A 21,075-nucleotide genomic window follows, 5' to 3' on the forward strand; every position below is an offset into this window, starting at 1 on the left:
ACTGAAATCTGATACCGGCGCAGCTTGTATAATGATCTATTCTTATGAAGCCGAATTATTCTACCGGCTGAGCCGCTTCCGAAGCTGTAGCATCTGCCAGCATCTGGCGGAGGACTGTCTGCAGAATACCGCCATTGCGGTAGTAGTCGATGTCTACGGTACTATCGAGACGGGCAATGACCGGGAAGTCGAACTGGGTGCCGTCTTCACGGGTAGCAGTGACTGTCAGCTCCTGTCCGGGAAGGACATGGTTGTCAAGACCGGTAATGTCGAAGGTCTCACGTCCGGTCAGCCCCATGCTGCTCCAGCCATGGCCTTCCTGGAACTGCAGCGGCAGCACGCCCATGCCGACGAGATTGCTGCGGTGAATCCGCTCGAAGCTCTCAGCGATGACGGCTTTGACTCCGAGGAGGAGTGTTCCCTTAGCAGCCCAGTCGCGGGAGCTGCCTGTGCCGTATTCTTTACCGGCGATAACGATCAGGTTCTGTCCGGCAGACTGGTACAGCATGGAGGCGTCATAGATCGACATGACCTCATCGCTCGGCAGGAAGGTGGTGACGCCGCCTTCTGTTCCAGGAGCCACTGCGTTGCGGATACGGATGTTGGCGAAGGTACCGCGCATCATCACCTCATGATTCCCGCGGCGTGAGCCGTAGGAGTTGAAGTCAGCGCGTTCCACGCCATGGCCGCGAAGATATTCTCCGGCCGGACCGGAAGTGGAGATATTCCCGGCTGGCGAGATATGGTCGGTAGTGACGGAATCGCCAAGCAGCGCAAGTACACGCGAGCTCTTGATGTCCTTAATGTCAGAGATACCGTCAGCCAGGTGCTCGAAGAATGGCGGATTCTGAATGTAGGTGGAGTTGTTATCCCATTCATACAGCTCGCCTTCCGGTACCGGAATGTTATTCCAGCGTTCATTGGCTGTGAATACATTCTCGTATTTGCTGCGGAACATTTCCGGACTGAGCGAGAGCCCTATGGCTTCGCGGATCTCGGCTGTAGTCGGCCAGATATCGGCCAGGAAGACAGGCTCACCCTGCGGGTCATAGCCCAGCGGCTCGGTCTTCAGGTCAATATTGACCGTACCGGCCAGTGCGTAGGCGACAACCAGCGGCGGTGAAGCCAGATAGTTGGCTTTGACCTGGGCATGCACGCGGCCCTCGAAGTTACGGTTCCCGGATATTACGGCGGCAACCGTCATATCATGCTCTGTAATGGCTTCGCTGACTTCATCCGGCAGCGGACCGGAGTTGCCGATACAGGTAGCGCAGCCGTAGCCGGCCAGGTAGAAGCCGAGCGCTTCCAGCGGCTTCAGCAGATCTGCCTTCTGCAGGTATTCCGTAACGACCAGCGATCCGGGAGTCAGGCTGCTTTTGACATAGCCCGGTTTGGTCAGCCCGCGTTCTACAGCCTTCTTGGCAAGCAGTCCTGCGCCCAGCATTACGCTCGGGTTAGAGGTGTTCGTACAGCTCGTGATGGCTGCAATGACTACCGCTCCTGTAGAGAGCTTGCTAGTGCTTCCGTTCTTATGCTGAATCTCAACTTCTTCGGCAATCTTCTCGTCGCTGAGGCCATAGCCGCCCTTGTCGACAGGTGTACGGATAATGCCTTCGAAATTCTCCTTCATATGGGTAAGCTCTACCCGGTCCTGCGGACGCTTCGGTCCGGCCAGGCTGGGAACCACAGAAGCCAGATCCAGCTCAATGACATCGCTGAATGTGGGGTCCGGTGTCTCTGCGGTGCGGAACATACCCTGCGCCTTATAATAATCCCCTACCAGCTCTACCAGTTCATCCGGGCGTCCGGTGCTGCGCAGATAGGCCAGTGTCTCCTCATCTACTGGGAAGAAGCCGACGGTTGCGCCGTATTCAGGAGCCATGTTGGCTACTGTCGCCCGGTCTGCCAGACTGATGTTCGCCAGACCCGGACCGTAGAATTCGACGAACTTGCCGACCACGCCTTTCTTGCGCAGCATTTGGGTAACGGTAAGGGCCAGATCGGTAGCTGTAGCGCCTTCCATCAGACTGCCGGTCAGTTTGAAGCCAACGACATCCGGGGTAACGAAATACAGCGGCTGTCCAAGCATTCCTGCTTCAGCCTCAATTCCGCCGACGCCCCAGCCTACTACGCCAAGGCCGTTAATCATTGTAGTATGGGAGTCCGTGCCGACCAGGGAATCCGGGTAGACAACCGTCTCTCCGTCAATGGTCTTGGTGGCCGCAACAGAAGCCAGATACTCCAGGTTCACCTGATGCACAATTCCGGTTGCCGGAGGAACCGCACGGAAATTATTGAAGGCGGTCTGTGCCCAGCGCAGGAAGCGGTAGCGCTCCTCATTACGCTCAAATTCTACGTTCATATTATATTCAAGGGCATCGGCCGTTCCGAACGCATCCACCATAACCGAATGGTCAATAACAAGGTCAACCGGTACAAGCGGGTTGATCTTCTTCGGGTCTCCGCCCGCCTTCTTAACGGTATCGCGCATAGCGGCGAGATCCACAACTACAGGTACGCCGGTGAAATCCTGCAGGACAATCCGGGCAGGAATGAACGGGATTTCCTTATTGCGGTCAATGCCGCCGGACCAGTTGGCCAGCTGCTTGACATGTTCTTCAGTAATTGCCCGTCCGTCATATTGGCGGACAGCCGCTTCGAGTAAGACCTTAATGGAGAATGGCAGGGAGGAAATGTCGCCTGCACCTTGCTCCTCCAGAGCATTCAAATGATAGTAGCGATAAGTTTTGCCACCTGATTTCAGGTTCTTGGCCAATGAAAAATGGTCCTTGCTTGGCATATATGCGCCTCCTCGTTTCATCTGGTGAAACTACATTTCATAATTCCTATACTTTAAGTATAACGTTTACAATGGGGGGAGTAAAGTTTTTTTTGCTCCTTGATGTAAGGTATATTCAGGGTTTCCACGGATGCATAGAACCGCCGGCTCCCTGACTTCCTTGCAGTTAAATCGCTCCCGCTTCCGTATAGGTGCGAGCAATCCTTCATATACATAGGACAGCAGCCATTGTGGCGGTGAAACCGTGAAGGAATATTCTTAGCTTACATCATATACATTCTTATCTGTGAACGAAAGGGCGGAGGATGAATGGAGCAGCAGTGGAAGAAAAGTCTCTATGTCTATGTGGACCAGCTGAACAAGGGGCGGGTTGCACCTGGCGCCGAACCGCGCCATACCACAATTAGGGACCCCCGGTTCCTGGACGAACAGCGCACGCGTTCCCGCCGGATCGCCCAGTGGTACACCCGCCGGGGCATTACTCCGCTGCGCGGGGAGACGGGGGTGCGGACGCTGCGAACTGTGCGGCAGAATCCTGCCGAGGTGGTCGCCGATGTGGCGCTGCACAGCGCCTTCTATTATGAGAAGGGCGGGATGACGCACCGCGAGGATGTGGTGGAGTCGGAGCGACTGACCTTTGTACGTGAAAAAGACGGCTGGGAGATTGTGAACGTGGAGCGCCGCGTGCCTGAGCGGAATGGGGTGCGCAAGGTGGTGGAGAAAGATCCGGCTCTGCGGCTCTCGGAATGGGGGGAGGCTCTGCCCGATCCGCGTCCGTCCCAGCCGCTGCTGAACCGCCGTGTCCTGAAGGGCGCAAGCGGCGTAAGGGAGGTGCGGTACCGCAGGGAGGAGGCTGCAGCCTATGCCGACCTCTGGTGGAAGGAGGGGAATCCGGAGTTCGAGATTTTTGAGGTGGACTGCACGAATTATGTCTCCCAATGTCTCTTTGCAGGGGGAGCGCCTATCAACTATACTGGTAAAAGAGAAACGGGCTGGTGGTACAAGGGCTATAATGGAGCCCAGGAATGGTGGAGCTTCAGCTGGGCGGTCTCCGACAGCCTGAAGCGTTATCTGAGCGGGAGCCGTAGCACCGGGCTGCGGGCAGAGATTGTAGAGCGGCCGGAGCAGCTTCAGCTGGGCGACATTATTCAGTATGACTGGGACGGCAACGGGCATTATCAGCACAGCACGATCGTTACCGCTTTTGATGCTGGCGGGCAGCCGCTGGTGAATGCGCGGACGGTTAGCAGCCGTCACCGCTTCTGGGATTACAAGGATTCCTACGCCTGGACGGACCGGACGGCATATCGTTTTTTTCATATCAATGACTATTTATAGATCAGAAAGAGGTTAGGGCATGGGGAACGCTAAAACTACCGTAGGACTGGTGTACGGCGGCAAATCCGGAGAGCATGAGGTATCGCTGCAGACGGCTTATGCGGTTATGAACGCTTTTGACTACGATAAATATGAGATTATTCCGTTCTATATCTCCAAGCAGGGGGTTTGGAAGGTGGGTGCAGTGCTGGAGGCTCCCTTCCCCGCGATTGAGCAGCTTAAGCTCTCCGGGGCTGCCGGAGATATGGGCATGGCCCTGAATGCCTTGTTCAGCGGACTTGGCGGAGGCGAGCAGGTAATAGACGTCATGTTCCCGCTGCTGCATGGCACGAACGGCGAGGACGGTACCATTCAGGGTCTGTTCGAGATGGCGAATATCCCGTACATTGGTGCAGGCGTACTGGCTTCATCGGCGGGTATGGATAAGGTCGTTATGAAGAAGCTGTTCGGCGAGGCGGGGCTGGAGCAATGTGACTACTGCTACTTCAATGCTGCGAACTGGAGACAGCGCAAGCACGAGCTGATTGTAGATCTGGAGGATAAGCTGGGATATCCGGTATTCGTCAAGCCTGCCAACCTGGGCTCCAGCGTAGGAATCTCCAAGGCCACCGACAAGGAAAGTCTGATCAAGGCTGTGGATTATGCCTTCCGTTATGACACGAAGGTAATTATTGAGGAGTTTGTGGATGCGCGGGAAGTGGAGGTGGCGGTCCTCGGCAATGAGGAGCCGGAGGCCTCGGTTCCGGGTGAAATCGTCTCTTCCGGTGAATATTATGATTATGCGGCCAAATACACGGACGGCAAATCACAGATGCTGATCCCGGCACCTGTCGATCCCGAGGTAGCGGACCGTCTGCGCGAGTCGGCAATACTGGCCTTCAAGGCTATTGAGGGCAGCGGAATTACCCGGGCCGACTTCTTCCTGCGGAAGTCTGACGGCAAGATACTTATTAATGAAGTGAATACCATGCCTGGCTTCACCCCGTTCAGCATGTATCCTCTGCTGTGGCGTGAGACCGGTGTGTCTTATAAAGCGCTGTTGGACCGTATGATCGGGCTGGCGCTGGAGCGTTACCGGTTCAGACAGGGCCTGAAATACGATAATGAATAAACCACGTTGATCGGCGGGAGCATTCCGGCCGGGAAGGAGAGAGAAGCATGGGGTTTCAATCAGAATTCAATTCGGTGTGCAAGTTCAAGAATGAGCAGGAGCTGTACGAGCTGCTGGAGTACGGACGTACCAAGATGGTGAAGCAGGGCTTCCGTGTCTATCCGACCGGCCAGAAGGTGATCGCCTATAACCCGGAGAATGTAGCGGTGGCCATTGTCAAAATTTCTGCGTCGATTGCTGAAATCAATTTTCAGGGCAATGAGGTTACGGCGGTGGAAATGGATCTGGTCCGGAAGCTGAATGAGGAAGAGTCGCGCGTTCAGACGGCTCTTGCCTACGAAATGTTCTTCGGGGAAGAGGGATGATTGTCCGCTTCGGCTATGTTGCCATGTCTACGGTGATCCCTGACTGTTCTCCCTCCAAAACGATGACGATGGCAAGCTTCAACAAGCTGGGCGACCGGGAGGCAGGCCTTCGTAAGCTGGAATCCATCGCCCGGATGAATCTGCATAATACGCTCCGTCTGCTGAAGCATAATGTCGGCTCGGATATTAAGGTCTACAGGCTCACCTCCAAGCTGGTTCCGCTGGCCACCCATCCTGATCTGGCGGACTGGAATCCGCTGGCTGCTCTTGCGGAGGAATTCGCTGAGGTGGGCAGCTATGTGAAGAAGCACGGGCTGCGCGTCAGCTTCCACCCGGATCACTTCACGGTGCTGAGTACGCCGCGGCCGGAGGTGCTTGCAAGCTCGATCCGTGATCTGCAGCATCATACGGACATGCTGGACGCGATGGGGCTGCCGGCGACGGCTAAGAGCAATATCCACATCGGCGGCGCTTACGGGGACAAGCCTCTGTCTGCGGAACGCTTCTGCGTACAATGCTCCTCGCTGCCGCTTGCGCTTAGAGAGCGGATGACGCTGGAGAACGACGACAAGACGTTCAATGCGGTGGAGACACTGGAGGTCTGCCGCAGAATGGAGCTGCCGATGGTGCTGGATATCCATCACCAATGGGTCAACAATGAAGGTGAGCTCCCCTGGGAGCTGTGGCCGGAGATCCTGAAGACATGGACAAGCCCTCTGGCGCTGAAGGATGTGCCGCCCGGCGGGCAGCTGCCGCCGAAGATCCATGTGTCCAGCCCGCGCAGCCCGTCTGATCCGCGCAGCCATGCCGATGGGGTGGAGCCGGCACCGCTGGTTGCTTTTCTGAAGCGGATTGCTGCGGATACTCCCGCCGTAGATGTGATGATTGAGGCGAAGCTCAAGGATGGGGCCCTGTTCGGTCTGATGGAGGAGATGAAGGGACTGTCAGAAGGCGGGAATGGAATTATGGTACTAAACGGAGCGAGTGTGAATATAGAACCATAACTGGCAAAAAACTTGCCGGCCAGGCCCGTGAGCGGCACTAGTCATGACTTGATAAACCGGCCGAAATGAGGTACGTTGAAAGAAAGTTGAGCAGTCATGTTCTAAGGCAGAGAAAGGGTATCCTGCGGAAACAGCGGTCCCCGGGAGAACAATCATGCGCAAAGAAAGCGGAGTGAAGAGATGAGTCCTGTAAGTCCTGATAACCGAAATGAACGGCAGCCCTATGTAGTTACAAGCAAGGGACATACGGCGGCAGCCATCAATGCTGCGGCCAAAGCGGGGGAATGGATCAAGAGCAGACAAGGCCAGGTGAAGGAGCTGGGCAGTAAGACATCGGCCCAGGATCTGGTCACGGAGGTCGATAAGGGTGTGGAGCAGATGATCCGCCGGCTGATCCTGACCCATTATCCCGACCATGCCATCCTTGGCGAGGAGGGTGTTGAGCCTGGTGCGGAGGCACTGACGGCCGCCCTGGATGAAGCTCGGGAGCATGAATATCTGTGGATCGTCGATCCGATAGACGGCACGACTAATTTCGTGCACGGCTTCCCGTTCTATTGTGTATCGATTGCTCTGGTCGTTAAGGGAGAGCTTACGGTAGGCGTGATCTATGATCCGATCCGGGACGAGATGTTCGTGGCCGAGAAGGGGAAGGGCGCATACATGCACGGGATTCCTACGAAGGTATCGGCTGAGACTCTGCCGGGCAACAGCCTGATCGCCATGGGCTTCCCGCCGGACCGCGTGGTGGCCCAGCCGGCGAATATGGCCGGGCTGCAGCAGATTATGCCGCAGGTCCGCGGCATTCGTGCCGGAGGATCGGCGGCACTGCATCTGGCTTATGTTGCTGCCGGACGAGTGGACGGGTATTGGGAGGTTGGACTGAGCCCTTGGGACTGCGCAGCGGGGGTGCTGCTGGTGCTGGAATCCGGCGGCAAGGTCACGAATACGCTGGGCGATCCCTACGATATCGGCACACGCCATGTAGTCGCAAGCAATGGACGAATTCATGATTATCTGGTTACGTCCCTGCAGGCCGCAGATGCTACAGGCTTCAAGAAGCAGTAGGAGGGCTTACACCGTTATGAATGAGAATGAAGATCTGGAGCGGAGGCTAAGCGAGCTTCTGGAGGACGGCGAGATGGAGCAGGCGGACCGGCAGGCCAAGGAGATCCGTCAGATTTCGCCCAAGTATGAGATCCGCATACAGACTACACTTGACCCCATAGTCGAAGAGACGCTTCGTTACCGCAAAATCGCCTATGAGCTGGACGACCGGTATGATAAATATGTGAAGCGCTCAGACCAGGCAAGCGGTCCGCCCAGTATTGGCGAACCGAAGAAATCTTCAGAATCCGGCAGCGGAGAGCGATAAGCTGCTGTTATCCACAGGAGCGGTTTTTCCGAATTATCGGGAGACCGCTCTTTTGTGATGAAGAGAGGGATGTTAGAATAGAATTATACTAATTTAGGAGGAATACGATGCTGAAGACATGGAGAAGGTTAATATCAGCTTCTGCTAGCGGACTGCTGTTGTTCACCGTATTAATCAATGTGCATGCAGGTCCGGCGGTTGCGGCTGCAGCAGCCGTGGCGCAAGGAACGGAGCAGGATGTCTTTCGCATCGTGGCACTTGGAGATTCTATTACTGCCGGGTATGAGCCGGGGATGACTGATCCCTCCGTGAAGCCGTACGGATACGCTGAGCGATTACTGGAGCAGGGCTGGTATCACGGCAGAAGTGAGCTTAAGAATTATGGCATCTTGGGCCTTAAGACAGCGGGACTCCTTCAATACACCGGAGCGATTAAGGACAGCGCGGTAATTACGCCGGAGGCTATTCAGCCGGGGCTGTCTGATCCGCGTACCTTGCAATTTGCTGCGCTGGCCCCGCAGATTAGAACGGAGCTCGCTGCGGCGGATCTGATTACCATTACCATCGGGGGTAATGATGTCAGTAGCCTGTTCTTGAATTACAAGACGCTGACCGATGCCGATTTCGCTTCCCAGCTTGCGGAGCGTCTGACGGAATACAGCAGTAATGTAACAGCGCTGCTGAAGAATATCCGGGAAGTGAATCCGCAGGCAACCATTCTGCTGGCCGACCAGTATCAGCCTGCTCCGAAAATCGCCCTGGGGGCTTCGTATGACAAGCTGATGAATGCGGCTGCACAGTTCACCATCGCGGCTGAGAATATCGCGGCTACCCTGAACCAGGCAGGCGCTCCGCTTAAGGTAGCTCATGTAGCCGCAAAGTTCGCCGGGGTAGAGGGATCGCTAACTCATATCATCGGAGCCGGGGCGGCAGACTTCCATCCTACGCAGCTTGGATATGAACGGATTGCCACTGTATTCGCTGAATTGCAATGGGGGGAATACCGTACGCCGGCAGTAACGGCGATGGCTTCGGAGACAGCGCCGATGTCCATCGTGGTGAAGGGGAAGGAACTGAATACGCCCAATAAGCCCATTTTGAAGAATGGGCAGAACTTTCTGGCGCTGAAGGATATTCTGAATGCAGTGGGTGCGGATGGCAAATGGGATAACAAAACCTCTAGTGCGACTGTAATTTACGGAGGAAGAACGGTGGTTATTACGATCGGCTCGAAGACCATTAAGGTGAACGGTGCGGATGTAGCGATTGATACTCCAGCTTTTCTGCATAAGGTTGGCAAAGAGGATAAAACCTATCTTCCGCTCGCCGCGCTCGCTACCGGACTGGGCTTCGATGTGAATTACAGCAGCAAGCTGCGGACAGCTTTCATTAATCCTTAATCGCGCATAATCTAACCATAGCATCATCAAATCAGTCCCGTAGTGGAAAAGGTGGATGAACCCAGTTGTCTAGTACAAAGTATAATGCTGATTACATCATCACGATGGAGGATATCATACGGGAAGGCGACCCTGTCCTGCGTACGGTAGCGGAACCCGTACAGCTGCCGCTGCAGGCAGAAGACCGTGGTGTACTGCAGAGCATGATGCAGTTCCTGAAGAACAGTCAGGATGCCGAAATGTCTGCCAAGTATAAGCTGCGTTCAGGGGTAGGCTTATCCGCTAACCAGATCGGAATATTGAAGCGGATGTTTGCCATGTTTTTGAAGGATGATAATGGCAAGAATGTGGAATATACATGGGTGAATCCCAAGATTATCAGCCATTCGATGGCAATGGTCTATCTGCCGGAGAGCGAGGGCTGTCTGTCTGTGGACCGGCCGGTGCACGGCTTCGTACCGCGTTATGAATCTGTGAAGGTCAGGGGCTTTGATCTGAACGGTGAGGTGATTACCCAGAAATTCAAGGGCTATCAGGCGATCATCATCCAGCATGAGATGGATCACCTGGACGGAATGATGTTCTATGACCGGATCAATCCGCAGAACCCGTTCAAGCTTCCGCAGGATGTGGAGATCCGCAGCCTGTATGAGCAGAAGAGCAGATAACGGCGGATATGAATTTGATGGACGTACGGCTGGTGACCCCGCTCGCGGTGGCAGCGTTGTTCATGTATGGACGGTACTCACATGGATCTTAATCTTACGTAAACAAAACAAAGGCTGTCCCACGAAGTCATTATCTGACTCTTGGGACAGCCTATTCTTATAGTTGGGCGATTACTTCTCCGCCGCCATAGCCGCGAATGAAGCCTCTGCCGCCTCCAGGGTGAGGTCGATGTCGGCATCCGTGTGGGCTGTGGTCAGGAACCACGCCTCATATTTGGACGGGGCCAGGTTGATGCCCCGGCTCAGCATATGCCGGAAGAAGCTGGCGAACATTTCACCATCGGTATCCTGCGCTTCTTCATAATTCGTAATGGGATGGCTGCAAAAATGTGTGGAGAATGCACCACGAATTCGGTTGATGGTCAGCGGAATACCGTGACGGTCAGCGAACGCCTGAAGTCCTTCGGTCAGGCGGATGGCCAGCCGCTCCATCTCGTCATAGACGCCTTCCGCGCTAAGCACCTCCAGGCAGGCGATCCCTGCCGAGATCGAGGCGGGGTTACCGGCCATCGTGCCTGCCTGATAAGCAGGACCGAGCGGAGCGACCTGCTCCATGACATGCTTGCGGCCGCCGTAAGCGCCAATAGGCAGCCCGCCGCCGATGATTTTGCCAAGGGCCGTCAGATCGGGAATGATCTCCTCATGATTAGCAAGACCGGCATAGGTCTGTGTGGAGCCATAGTGGAAACGGAAGGCGGTAATGACTTCATCATAGATAACCAGGGAGCCGTTCTCGTGCGTCAGCTTACATAAGCCTTCCAGGAAGCCAGGCTCCGGCATAACCATACCGAAGTTGCCGACAATTGGCTCGACCATCACGGCAGCCACATCCTGGCCCCATTTGTCCAATGCTATACGCAGGGCGTCCAGATCATTGAAGGGAACGGTGATGACCTCCTGGGCGATGCTGGCTGGAACGCCTGCGCTGTCCGGGATACCCAGCGTCGATGGACCTGAACCTGCGGCTACAAGCACAAGATCAGAGTGGCCGTGATAACAACCGGCGAATTTGATGATTTTGCTGCGCTTGGTGTAGGCGCGGGCGACGCGGATGGTCGTCATGACGGCTTCTGTACCGGAGTTGACGAAGCGTACCTTGTCCATCGAGGGAATAGCTTCCTTCAGCATCTTGGCCAGCTTGATCTCAAGCCGGGTTGGCGTTCCGTAGAGCAGTCCGTTCTGCGCGGCCTCAGTAATAGCGGCGGTGATATGAGGGTGGGCATGTCCGGTAATAATCGGGCCATAGGCGGCCAGATAATCAATATATTCATTGCCGTCCTCATCCCAAAAGCGTGAGCCTCCGGCGCGTTTCATGAAGACAGGGGCGCCTCCGCCCACGGCCTTGAAGGAGCGGGAGGGGCTGTTCACGCCTCCGACAATATGCTGGAGAGCTTCCTCGTATAACTGTTCTGATGTGCTGCGGTTCATAGGTAATGTTCCTTTCTTCTTGGCTTGCGCCCATGGGAAAGGGCGAACCGCGGCTGATTCCCGCTGTCCGCCCGCCCCGTGTGCCAAGCATGGTTATATTGGAGTTTACTTTGTTCCCGGTGATGCGGAAGGGCTGCTGCCCGGTGAAGCCTCTGCTCCAGGAGTTGGCGAAGGTTCGGGTGCGGTTAGCGTATCCTCTACGAACTGCTTCAGCGCCCGCTCGCTGCTGAACCCGATCACCTGGGAGCCGTCCTTGAGGGTCTTCTCCCGGATCAGATTCATCGGCGGAATCTGCGCGCTGCCGCCCATAGAGCTGTCATAGCCTACAGCGCCGAGCTTCCACATGTCGCTAATATCCAGATTCGTGTCAATATAAGGTGTAACCTCACCAAGAATGGTCGGCAGCTTGATAATGGAGGTGGTGCTGATCACCTTATCTGCTACAGCCTTAAGGAAGCCGCGCTGGCGCTCTGTCCGGGTGAAATCGGAGGTCGCGTCATGACGGAAGCGCACATACTGCAGAGCCATTTTGCCATCCAGGTGCTGGAAGCCCTTCTTGAGATCGATATCGAACTCAGGCCCGTCCGCCTTGGTGGTATAACGCATATCCTTCTCAACCTCATAATCCACACCGCCTACAGCATCCACCAGCTTCATGAAGCCCTGGAAATCGGTATAGACATAATATTGAATCGGGATACCGAGCAGGTCGCTGACCGTCTGCATCGCCGTGTTGGGTCCATAGGTAATGGCGGCATTGATCCGCTGTGAACCGTGGTCAGGGATGTCAACATAAGTGTCACGAAGAATGGAAAAGACATAGAACTTCTTCTTCACCGGATCAAGTGAGGCGACCAGCATAGTGTCGGAACGCGGCACCTCGCCCTTCTTCACCCCGCGCGCATCCACGCCCATGAGCAGGATATTGACCGGCTCTGTGCCTTCCCATACAGGGGGCTTAACCGCCTCCGCCGAGGCTGTGGGAACATTGGCGAACGGAGAATCTTCACCTGTCTTGTGGAGGTTATCGAGCTGATTGTAAATTGCAGTGAAATAGTAAACCAGACCTCCGATGATTAAAAGGAGTATGATTGCCAGAGTCCAGAGCAGCGTTTTCTTCTTTGACTTGCCGGCTTTGGCGTGCCGGTTCTTTCTTGGTGGCATTTCGTTCGTCCTTTCCAGTTCACATTCTCTACATTATAATTTCTTTTGGGAAGACACGCAATTTCAGAAATCAACAACTACATTAAGAGGAGTGAATAATAAATGAATATCACAGTAGGTGATAAGGTTCCGGACTTCACACTCCCTGCCTCAACAGGGGGCAATATCAGCTTAAACGATTACCGCGGCAGGAAGGTGCTGCTCTATTTCTATCCTAAGGACAGTACCCCGGCCTGCACCCAGGAGGCCTGCGATTTCCGTGATGCCCACGATACGATTGCCGCGAATGGGGCGGTTGTTCTTGGAATCAGTGCCGATCCGCTGGCCTCACACAGCAAATTTATTGCGAAGAATAGCCTGCCCTTTCCGCTATTATCCGATGAGGAGCATAAGGTGAGCGAATTGTTCGGGGCATGGCAGCTTAAGAAGCTCTACGGCAAGGAATTCATGGGGATTGTGCGCTCTACTTTTCTGATTGATGAGGAAGGAATTCTGAGAGCGGAGTGGCGAAAAGTCAGAGTGAAGGGCCATGTGGAGGCCGCATTAGAACAAATCGTGAAATAATTAAGTATGCTGGTAATTAATTGTATTTGTCTGTTACTTTTCTAACAGCTATAGTCAGGCGCTCTCGTGATATAGTTGCCTCATATTACTTCAAATTTGGAGCAAGGTATGGGGGATGGCATGAAGAGACTGCGTATTGGGCTTGACGTCGGATCAACTACAGCCAAATTGGTGGTTATGGAACGGGATATCATTATATATCAGGATTATGTGCGTCATTTCAGTGATATAAAAAAGGCGGCAGTTACCCTGCTGTCAGAGGTGCAGCAGAGGTTCGCAGGCAGTGAAGCAGCGCTCACCGTAAGCGGCTCCTCGGGGTTGTCCCTGTCCAAGCTCGGGGAGATTCCGTTTGTCCAGGAGGTCATTGCCTGCACGAGGGCGATCAGCGGACGGATTCCAGAATGTGATACCGCGATTGAGCTGGGCGGAGAGGATGCCAAAATCATCTATCTCAGCGGCGGCATCGAGCAGCGGATGAACACAGCCTGTGCAGGCGGTACAGGCGCATTCATCGATCAGATGGCCTCTCTGCTGCAGACGGACCCTGCGGGTCTGAATACGCTTGCGGTGAAGCATGAGCGGATCTATCCCATCGCTTCGCGCTGCGGGGTATTTGCCAAGAGCGATGTGCAGCCGCTGCTGAATGAAGGGGCGCGGCGTGAGGATGTGGCGGCCTCGATCTTCCAGAGCATCGTGAACCAGACAATCAGCGGCTTGGCCTGCGGACGTCCGATCCGTGGGCGTGTTGCTTTTCTCGGGGGACCGTTAACCTTCCTGTCCGTTCTGCGGGACCGGTTCAAGGAGACGCTTGGACTGAAGGAGGAGGAGGTGCTGTTCCCGGAGCACTCGCAATACTTCGTCGCCATCGGTTCGGCGCTTGCCGGGTCAGATCCCGTATTCCTGCCGCTCAGCGGCTGGATCGCCCGGATCATGGCTGTAGACTTCTCGCAGGACCGCGCGGAGGATGCAGAGCTGGCGCCGCTGTTCAGAGCGCCGGATGATCTGGCACAGTTCAGACTTCGTCACAGTCAGGCTACAGCACCGCGTTCCGCGCTGGCTGCCTACCGGGGGCCGGTCTATCTGGGCATTGATGCCGGCTCTACCACGACCAAGCTGGTGGTCACCGGAGCGGCGGATGAGATTCTGCATACCTTTTACGGGAGCAATGGAGGCAATCCTCTGCAGTCGGTTACGGACGCGCTGAAGGAGCTCTACCGGATTCTGCCCTCAGGCTGCTACATTGCGGGAGCTTACGCAACCGGTTATGGAGAGGGTCTGGTCAAGGCGGCGCTGCGGATGGACGGCGGAGAAGTAGAGACGGTGGCCCATTACAAGGCAGCCTCCCGGTTCATGCCGGAGGTCGACTTCATCCTCGATATCGGCGGCCAGGACATGAAGTGCATCAAGATCCGCGGGGGAGCCATCGACAGCCTGATGCTTAATGAAGCCTGCTCGGCGGGCTGCGGCTCCTTTCTGGAGAGCTTTGCTTCCGCGTTGGAGCTTGGCATAGAGGAGTTCGCCGCTGCGGCGCTCGAATCGAAGGCACCAGTGAATCTCGGCTCGCGTTGTACCGTGTTCATGAATTCCAAGGTGAAGCAGGTCCAGAAGGAGGGGGCTACGCTTGCCGATCTCTCGGCCGGGCTGGCTTACTCCGTGGTGAAGAATGCGCTGCAAAAGGTGATCAAGATCCGTAATCCCGAGGATTTGGGCCGGAATATCATCGTTCAGGGCGGTACCTTTTATAATGAGGCTGTCCTGCGGGCTTTTGAGCTGCTGACGGGAAGGACGGTAGTCAGACCCGATATCGCCGGCGTGATGGGCGCTTACGGCTGTGCGCTGATGGCCAGAGAACAGGCTGCCCCGGAAGGAATCAGCACGATCCTCGGACCGCAGGAGCTGGAGGACTTCAAGTATTCAGTCGCTCCAGGCCGCTGCAGCCGCTGTGCCAACAGCTGTGCGCTGACCATCAGCCGGTTCCCGGACAAGAGCTTCCATGTGACGGGGAACCGCTGTGAACGCGGCGCAGGCGGCAAGAAAGAGAAGAACACGCTGCCGAACCTGATGCAATATAAATATGAGCGGTTCTTCGCCTACGAGGGCTTGCCTGAAGTGGCAGCGCTCCGGGGAACGGTTGGACTTCCGCGCACAATGAATATGTTCGAGAATTACCCGTTCTGGCATACCTTTTTCACCTCGCTGCGCTACCGGACCGTGCTGTCTCCGAAGTCCAGTAAGAAGCTGTATGAGAGCGGAATGGATACCATTCCTTCGGAATCCATCTGCTATCCGGCCAAAATGGCCCACGGGCATGTACAGCAGCTGATCGGCCAGGGCGTGGACTTCATCTTTTACCCGGCGGTGGTGTATGAGAAGAAGGAGGATGATGCGGCACAGAATCACTTCAACTGTCCGGTGGTTGCCTCCTACCCCGAGGTGATCCGCAATAATATGGACGGCCTGAAGGAGCAGGGGGTTCCGCTGGTCAGCCCGTTCCTGACCTTCGACGATATTCCGGCGCTGACCCGGGTGCTGGCGCGAACCTTCGCCGAGGTGCCTAAGGAGGAGATTGCGGCTGCTGTCCAGGCGGGACTGGCGGAAGCGGAGCAGGCGAAGAACGATGTGCGCACCAAGGGCGAGGAGACGCTGGTCTTCCTCACGGAGACAGGCACGAAGGGGATTCTGCTCTGCGGACATCCGTATCATGCCGACCCTGAGATCAACCACGGGATTGCTGATATGATTACCGGGATGGGACTTGCGGTGCTGACCGAGGATTCGATCTGCCATCTGGACCGCAGCGAAGGGGATGTTGGCGTAGTGAACCAGTGGACCTACCATGCGCGGATGTACCGTGCGGCCCGGCTGGCGGCGGGAAGAACTGATCTGGAGCTGGTCCAGCTCACCTCCTTCGGCTGCGGGATCGATGCGATTACCTGCGATGCGGTTCAGGAGATTATGGAGCGTCACAACAAGGTCTATACACTCATCAAAATCGATGAAATCAGCAATCTCGGAGCCGCGCGGATTCGCCTGCGTTCGCTCCAGGCCGCGATGCGTGAGCGCGAGAGAGGTGAGGTTAAGCCGCAGCTGCTCTACAAGCCGCAAGTCAATGTGCCGTTCACCAAAGAAATGAAGGATACCTATACCATCCTTGCCCCGCAGATGTCGCCGATTCATTTCGAGCTGTTCGAACGGGTCTTCCAGGATGCGGGCTACCGGCTGAAAATTCTGGAATCGACCGGTCCGCAGGAGACGGAGGAAGGCCTCCGGTACGTCAACAATGATGCCTGTTATCCCGCGATTGTAACGATCGGGCAGATGCTGTCGGCCCTGAAGAGCGGCGATTATGACCCGGACCGGACCGCTGTAATCATGTCGCAGACCGGGGGCGGCTGCCGGGCGACGAACTACATCTCCCTGCTGCGCAAGGCGCTGAAGGATGCCGGTCTGGGGCAGATCCCGGTGATCTCCCTGAATGCCTCCGGGATGGAGAATCAGCCGGGCTTCCGCATCAGCCTGAAGCTGGCGAACCGCCTGATCGCCGCAGCCTGCTACGGAGATCTGATGATGCGCCTGCTGCACCGCTTCAGACCATATGAAGCAGTGCCGGGAAGCGCAGAGGCCTTATTCCGCCAGGGAATGGGCCGCTGTAAGGGCAGCCTGTCAAACTTCTCGTTCCGCGAATATAAGCGGCTAACCCGTGAGATTGTTGCCGGGTTCTCGCGGCTGCCGGTTATCCCGGCGGATAAGCCCAAGGTGGGCATTGTCGGGGAGATTCTGATCAAATTCCATCCGGATGCCAACAATCATATCATCGACATGATTGAGGCGGAGGGCGGAGAGGCCGTGATGCCTGATTTCCTGGACTTTATTTTCTATTGTGTCTACAATCCGATCTACAAGGCCGAGCAATTCGGCAAAAGCAAGCGGCTGGGCTATATCAATCCCATGCTGATCTCCTATCTCGAAATCTACCGCAAGCCGGTCAAGGTAGCGCTGGAGCAGGCTGGACTATCCAAAGGCCGGGAGAATATATACGGTCTGGCCGAGAAGGCAAGCCGCCTCGTGTCGGTCGGCAACCAGATGGGCGAAGGCTGGTTCCTGACGGCTGAGATGATGGATCTATTGGATAACGGCGTGAACAATATTGCCTGCATTCAGCCGTTTGCCTGCCTGCCGAACCATATTACCGGGCGCGGGATGATTAAAGGGCTTAAGGATCTATATCCTGGTGCGAACATCGTCGCCATTGATTATGATGCCGGAGTCAGCGTGGTCAATCAGGCCAACCGGATCAAGCTGATGATGTCGATTGCCAGCGGCCTCGCCGCCGGTACCCAGCCGTCAGCGGACGAGGTGGCGCAGCTCTTGCCGGTACTGGCCGGCAGTGTGGGGTGCCAAGGATAGAGCGAGTTGCCTGAATAGATGAAGAGCGGACCGGAGGAAACTCCGGTCCGCTTTTTTTGGCCTTCGTGCGTGAAACGCGCGAAAAAAAACCTTGGACGGGGGCCTGGCCTCTTGGGGGAGAGATATGCTCAGGCGGGATGGGAGACGGGGGATATGGGACAGGAAATGGGGAATGGAGAATGGAGAATGGAAACAAGTGGATTTTCTCCAACTACTAGTGCACAATTAGGCTGCTGCTGAATCAGCAATTGGAAAAAAGGCACTTAAATCTACCCGTTTCATCCATAGTAGCGATAACTGTCCTAAACAGATGGTGTTTATCCACTTGCTTCCGGCTAAACCCCGCATCTGGTCAAATTAAGATACATTTATCCAACTGCTTCCGGTCAGCCCCGCATCTGGGCTACCTACTTCTAGGCAGAAGGCGGCTTCATTGCAGGTTCCTCGATATTTTTAAGCTTTGTTCCAGGCTAGGCAAGAATAGCCGATTACCGCTGGAGCTTCTGCTTCACACGCATGGCCTTGGTAAGATGGACGAAATTATGGCGTGTAACCGGCATCAGAACATGGCCGGCAAAGGTCTTGCCGCCCCAATAATCCATTAGCCACTGCTCGCTGTCGAGTACCGCTTTCTCCTCCCGGACTCTCTCGAACTGCGCCGGAGTTGCCTTCATCCCGAGCTGTCCCGGCTCCAGAGCGGATAGAATGGAACGTGTTCTGCGGGCGACATCGCGCCGGTACTCGGATAGCGCTCCGAGGTTCACCTCTCTACTGAGTGTAGCAACATCCTGTTCACTCATTCCGTTGCCGGAATGAACGTAAGGAACCCCCAGCCTCCGGGCATACTGACCGGAGTATAGCACCTGCTCACGGTCTGCCCCCAGGATGTTCATGGTGATATCCTCTATTCGTGCACTGTGCCACAGATGCCAGACTATAGAATTACGGCTGCCGGGTGTCTGCACCGGGTAGCTGCGCGCGGTGGACTCCAGCAGCTGGTCCCATAAGGCATCCTCATAGGTTGCCTGTTCCCCGTTTCCTTCTTCAGAGGCGTAGAGGGAGGTATGCAGCTCCAGAATGATAGCGACTGCTTCAGTATGCGCCTCCGGCTTGGTGATGATCCTGGGCAACATTTTATGCTGCCTGTTCCAGTGATTTCGTTGTTCTGTATTCATGTTTAATCCTCGCTTTCCGTAATTTTCAGAAAATTTCTGCAAGAAAATCATTGACGGATAAATAGGTAAATAGTAAAATAGTTCGTATGCGAAGTATTATTGTGCATTTGTGCATTATGCTTGTGGAGGGATAAGGCTTGGAAGAAAAGGAAAAGCAACTGGACGATATTCTGTCCTCTTTCCGCTGCATTACCCATAATTTCCAGCAGCTTCTGTGGAAGGATGCAGAGGAGCTTAACATCACATCTACCCAGCTGATGGTATTGCGTAAGTTATCCTTGCATCCAGATATCGGGATCACGGAGCTTGCCGATCTTCTGCATCTGGGCAACAGCGCAGCCAGCGGTGTAGTGGACCGGATGGTGAAGGCCGGACTGATTACCAGAGAACGCTCGCAGAGCGACAGACGAATATTTAAGCTGGCGATGACTGAGAAAGGCAAGGAGATCCGTCTGCTCAGCAGGCAGTCACTCCGAAGACATTTACAGCCCTTGGCAGACATTCCTGCGGAGGATGTACAGGAGCTGCTGCGGCTGCATGGTGAAATTATCCGAATTCTAGAACAAGGGAGAGACAACAAGAAGCTATGAGTACAATTACAGCCGGTAATGCACCGTCCAAGACGGTCCGCAGAGGCCCGATTATCGCAGCGCTCCTGATCGGCGCCTTCGTGGCGCTACTCAATCAGACGCTGATGAATGTGGCGCTGCCCAAAATGATGGAAGACCTGAATATCCTCGCCAATACGGCCCAATGGCTGACGACAGGATTCATGCTGGTTAATGGTGTGCTCGTGCCGATCAGCGCCTATCTGGTGGAGAAATTTACGACCCGCCAGCTCTTTACGACGGCAATGATGTTATTTTCGATAGGTACACTGGTCTGTGCAATAGGAACAGGCTTTGAGATGATTATGGTCGGCAGAGTCATTCAGGCTGTAGGTGCCGGAATTCTGATGCCGCTGATGAACATTGTGTTCCTGCGTATCTTCCCGATTGAAGAACGGGGCAAGGCGATGGGACTGATGGCGGTTGCGATGATTTTTGCTCCGGCTGTCGGACCTACCTTGTCCGGCTGGGTCGTGCAGAACTATTCCTGGCGCGTGCTGTTCTACATCGTGCTTCCGCTGGCCATTTTCTCAATGCTGCTCGGCATGAAGACTATGCAGAATGTCGGTAAGCTGACTTCTCCGAAGCTGGATAAACCGGGTGTGATTCTGTCTACACTGGGCTTCGGCGGGCTGCTCTACGGCTTCAGTGATGCCGGAACAGACGGCTGGGGTAGCACGACCGTTATTCTCTGCCTGATCCTGGGTATCGTGTCCCTGGGGCTGTTCGTATGGCGTGAGCTGACCACGGATAAGCCGCTGCTTGAGTTCCGCATTTTCCGCTACAACATGTTCTCCCTGACTACCGTGATCAACATTATCGTCACTATGGCTATGTATGCAGGGATGATCCTGCTGCCGATCTATCTGCAGACCATCCGCGGCTTTACACCGATGGAATCCGGACTGATGCTGCTCCCGGGTGCGGTTCTGATGGGCGTGATGTCACCGATCACCGGAATTATATTTGATAAAATCGGAGCCAGATGGCTGGCGGTTATCGGCCTTGCCATCACCACTGTAACGACCTGGGAATTCAGCCAGATCAGCACTACTACCACTTATACTCATCTGATCCTGACGTATACGGCCCGCATGTTCGGGATGTCGATGCTGATGATGCCTATCGTCACCGCCGGTCTGAACCAGCTGCCGCAGCGTCTGGCTTCTCATGGTACAGCCATGTCCAACACCCTGCGTACTGTAGGCGGCGCACTGGGGATGGCCCTGTTCGTCAGCCTGATGACCAACCGTACGAAGAGCAACATCACCGATGCACTGGTCAGCGGTGCGGTGTCGAAGACAGATAAGGCTGCGATGCTGAAGCTTACTCAGGACGCAACAATTAACGGGATTACCCACGCGTTCACTGTAGCAACCTGGGTGACTGTTGTTGCCCTGGTGCTGGCGCTGTTCATCCGCAAGACCTCTCCGCAGCCCGACTTCCTGAAGACGGAAGAAGCGGAAGGCGGACAGACGCAGCCGAGCCTGACGAAATCACAGAGAGCATAAATCCTGTATACAGTATAAAAAAGACGATCCGATATAACCGTTAACGGTTGCCGGGTCGTCTTTTTGCGTCTGCGAGCTAGGGTGGAATTGCCCCACT

At 55.3% G+C, this 21,075-nt stretch carries 16 protein-coding genes; 12 read left to right on the plus strand and 4 right to left on the minus strand.

The window, feature by feature from the left end; all coding sequences use genetic code 11:
- Nucleotides 1-55: 55 nt before the first annotated feature.
- Complete coding sequence (gene acnA / locus MKY86_RS01515) at nt 56-2,800, minus strand: aconitate hydratase AcnA (RefSeq protein WP_076084781.1); 2,745 nt, start codon at nt 2,798-2,800, stop codon at nt 56-58.
- A gap of 309 nt (nt 2,801-3,109) precedes the next feature.
- Here acnA and MKY86_RS01520 point away from each other — a divergent pair, with 309 nt between their 5' ends.
- From MKY86_RS01520 to def, 8 genes are all read left to right on the plus strand, one after another.
- Nucleotides 3,110-4,138 (plus strand): amidase domain-containing protein, encoded by a 1,029-nt coding sequence (locus tag MKY86_RS01520; protein ID WP_076084778.1) that lies wholly within the window; start codon nt 3,110-3,112, stop codon nt 4,136-4,138.
- Between the two features lie 19 nt (nt 4,139-4,157).
- The gene (locus tag MKY86_RS01525; RefSeq protein WP_076084775.1) at nt 4,158-5,249 is read left to right on the plus strand and encodes a D-alanine--D-alanine ligase; all 1,092 of its coding nucleotides are present in this window, start codon (nt 4,158-4,160) and stop codon (nt 5,247-5,249) included.
- Nucleotides 5,250-5,296: 47 nt separating this feature from the next.
- Complete coding sequence (locus tag MKY86_RS01530; RefSeq protein ID WP_039308646.1) at nt 5,297-5,614, plus strand: hypothetical protein; 318 nt, start codon at nt 5,297-5,299, stop codon at nt 5,612-5,614.
- Nucleotides 5,611-6,618: a UV DNA damage repair endonuclease UvsE gene (uvsE, locus tag MKY86_RS01535; protein ID WP_076084772.1), complete on the plus strand. Its 1,008-nt coding sequence runs from the start codon at nt 5,611-5,613 to the stop codon at nt 6,616-6,618. Before MKY86_RS01530 ends, uvsE begins: the two co-directional genes overlap by 4 nt.
- Nucleotides 6,619-6,798: 180 nt before the next feature.
- Nucleotides 6,799-7,686, plus strand: a complete 888-nt coding sequence (locus MKY86_RS01540) for an inositol monophosphatase family protein (RefSeq protein ID WP_036723796.1) — start codon at nt 6,799-6,801, stop codon at nt 7,684-7,686.
- A 16-nt stretch (nt 7,687-7,702) separates the two neighbouring features.
- Nucleotides 7,703-7,993, plus strand: coding sequence for a hypothetical protein (locus MKY86_RS01545; protein WP_076084769.1), 291 nt, complete (start codon nt 7,703-7,705; stop codon nt 7,991-7,993).
- 107 nt (nt 7,994-8,100) lie between these two features.
- A complete protein-coding gene (locus MKY86_RS01550; RefSeq protein ID WP_076084766.1) occupies nt 8,101-9,393 on the plus strand; it encodes a stalk domain-containing protein in 1,293 nt (430 codons plus the stop codon).
- A 104-nt stretch (nt 9,394-9,497) separates the two neighbouring features.
- Nucleotides 9,498-10,061 (plus strand): peptide deformylase, encoded by a 564-nt coding sequence (gene def, locus MKY86_RS01555; RefSeq protein ID WP_076084793.1) that lies wholly within the window; start codon nt 9,498-9,500, stop codon nt 10,059-10,061.
- Between the two features lie 171 nt (nt 10,062-10,232).
- Here def and MKY86_RS01560 read toward each other — a convergent pair whose 3' ends face one another.
- Together MKY86_RS01560 and MKY86_RS01565 are read right to left on the minus strand one after the other, a co-directional pair.
- Complete coding sequence (locus tag MKY86_RS01560; protein WP_076084763.1) at nt 10,233-11,549, minus strand: glutamate-1-semialdehyde 2,1-aminomutase; 1,317 nt, start codon at nt 11,547-11,549, stop codon at nt 10,233-10,235.
- 105 nt (nt 11,550-11,654) lie between these two features.
- Nucleotides 11,655-12,713 (minus strand): LCP family protein, encoded by a 1,059-nt coding sequence (locus tag MKY86_RS01565; RefSeq protein ID WP_076084760.1) that lies wholly within the window; start codon nt 12,711-12,713, stop codon nt 11,655-11,657.
- A gap of 102 nt (nt 12,714-12,815) precedes the next feature.
- On the opposite strand from MKY86_RS01565, the gene bcp reads away from it, so the two are divergent.
- A complete protein-coding gene (bcp, locus tag MKY86_RS01570) occupies nt 12,816-13,277 on the plus strand; it encodes a thioredoxin-dependent thiol peroxidase (protein ID WP_076084758.1) in 462 nt (153 codons plus the stop codon).
- A gap of 120 nt (nt 13,278-13,397) precedes the next feature.
- Nucleotides 13,398-17,684 carry a 2-hydroxyacyl-CoA dehydratase gene (locus MKY86_RS01575; protein ID WP_076084790.1) on the plus strand — a complete coding sequence of 1,429 codons (4,287 nt, stop codon included), beginning with the start codon at nt 13,398-13,400 and terminating at the stop codon, nt 17,682-17,684.
- Nucleotides 17,685-18,172: 488 nt separating this feature from the next.
- On the opposite strand, the gene MKY86_RS01580 is transcribed toward MKY86_RS01575, so the two are convergent.
- Complete coding sequence (locus MKY86_RS01580) at nt 18,173-18,859, minus strand: hypothetical protein (protein WP_076084756.1); 687 nt, start codon at nt 18,857-18,859, stop codon at nt 18,173-18,175.
- Nucleotides 18,860-18,996: 137 nt separating this feature from the next.
- On the opposite strand from MKY86_RS01580, the gene MKY86_RS01585 reads away from it, so the two are divergent.
- Nucleotides 18,997-19,449 (plus strand): MarR family winged helix-turn-helix transcriptional regulator, encoded by a 453-nt coding sequence (locus tag MKY86_RS01585; RefSeq protein WP_036723807.1) that lies wholly within the window; start codon nt 18,997-18,999, stop codon nt 19,447-19,449.
- The gene (locus tag MKY86_RS01590; protein ID WP_076084736.1) at nt 19,446-20,978 is read left to right on the plus strand and encodes a DHA2 family efflux MFS transporter permease subunit; all 1,533 of its coding nucleotides are present in this window, start codon (nt 19,446-19,448) and stop codon (nt 20,976-20,978) included. Before MKY86_RS01585 ends, MKY86_RS01590 begins: the two co-directional genes overlap by 4 nt.
- Nucleotides 20,979-21,075: the final 97 nt, after the last annotated feature.

This window comes from Paenibacillus sp. FSL R7-0333 (assembly GCF_038000365.1).
GTDB lineage: Bacteria > Bacillota > Bacilli > Paenibacillales > Paenibacillaceae > Paenibacillus_AQ > Paenibacillus_AQ silagei.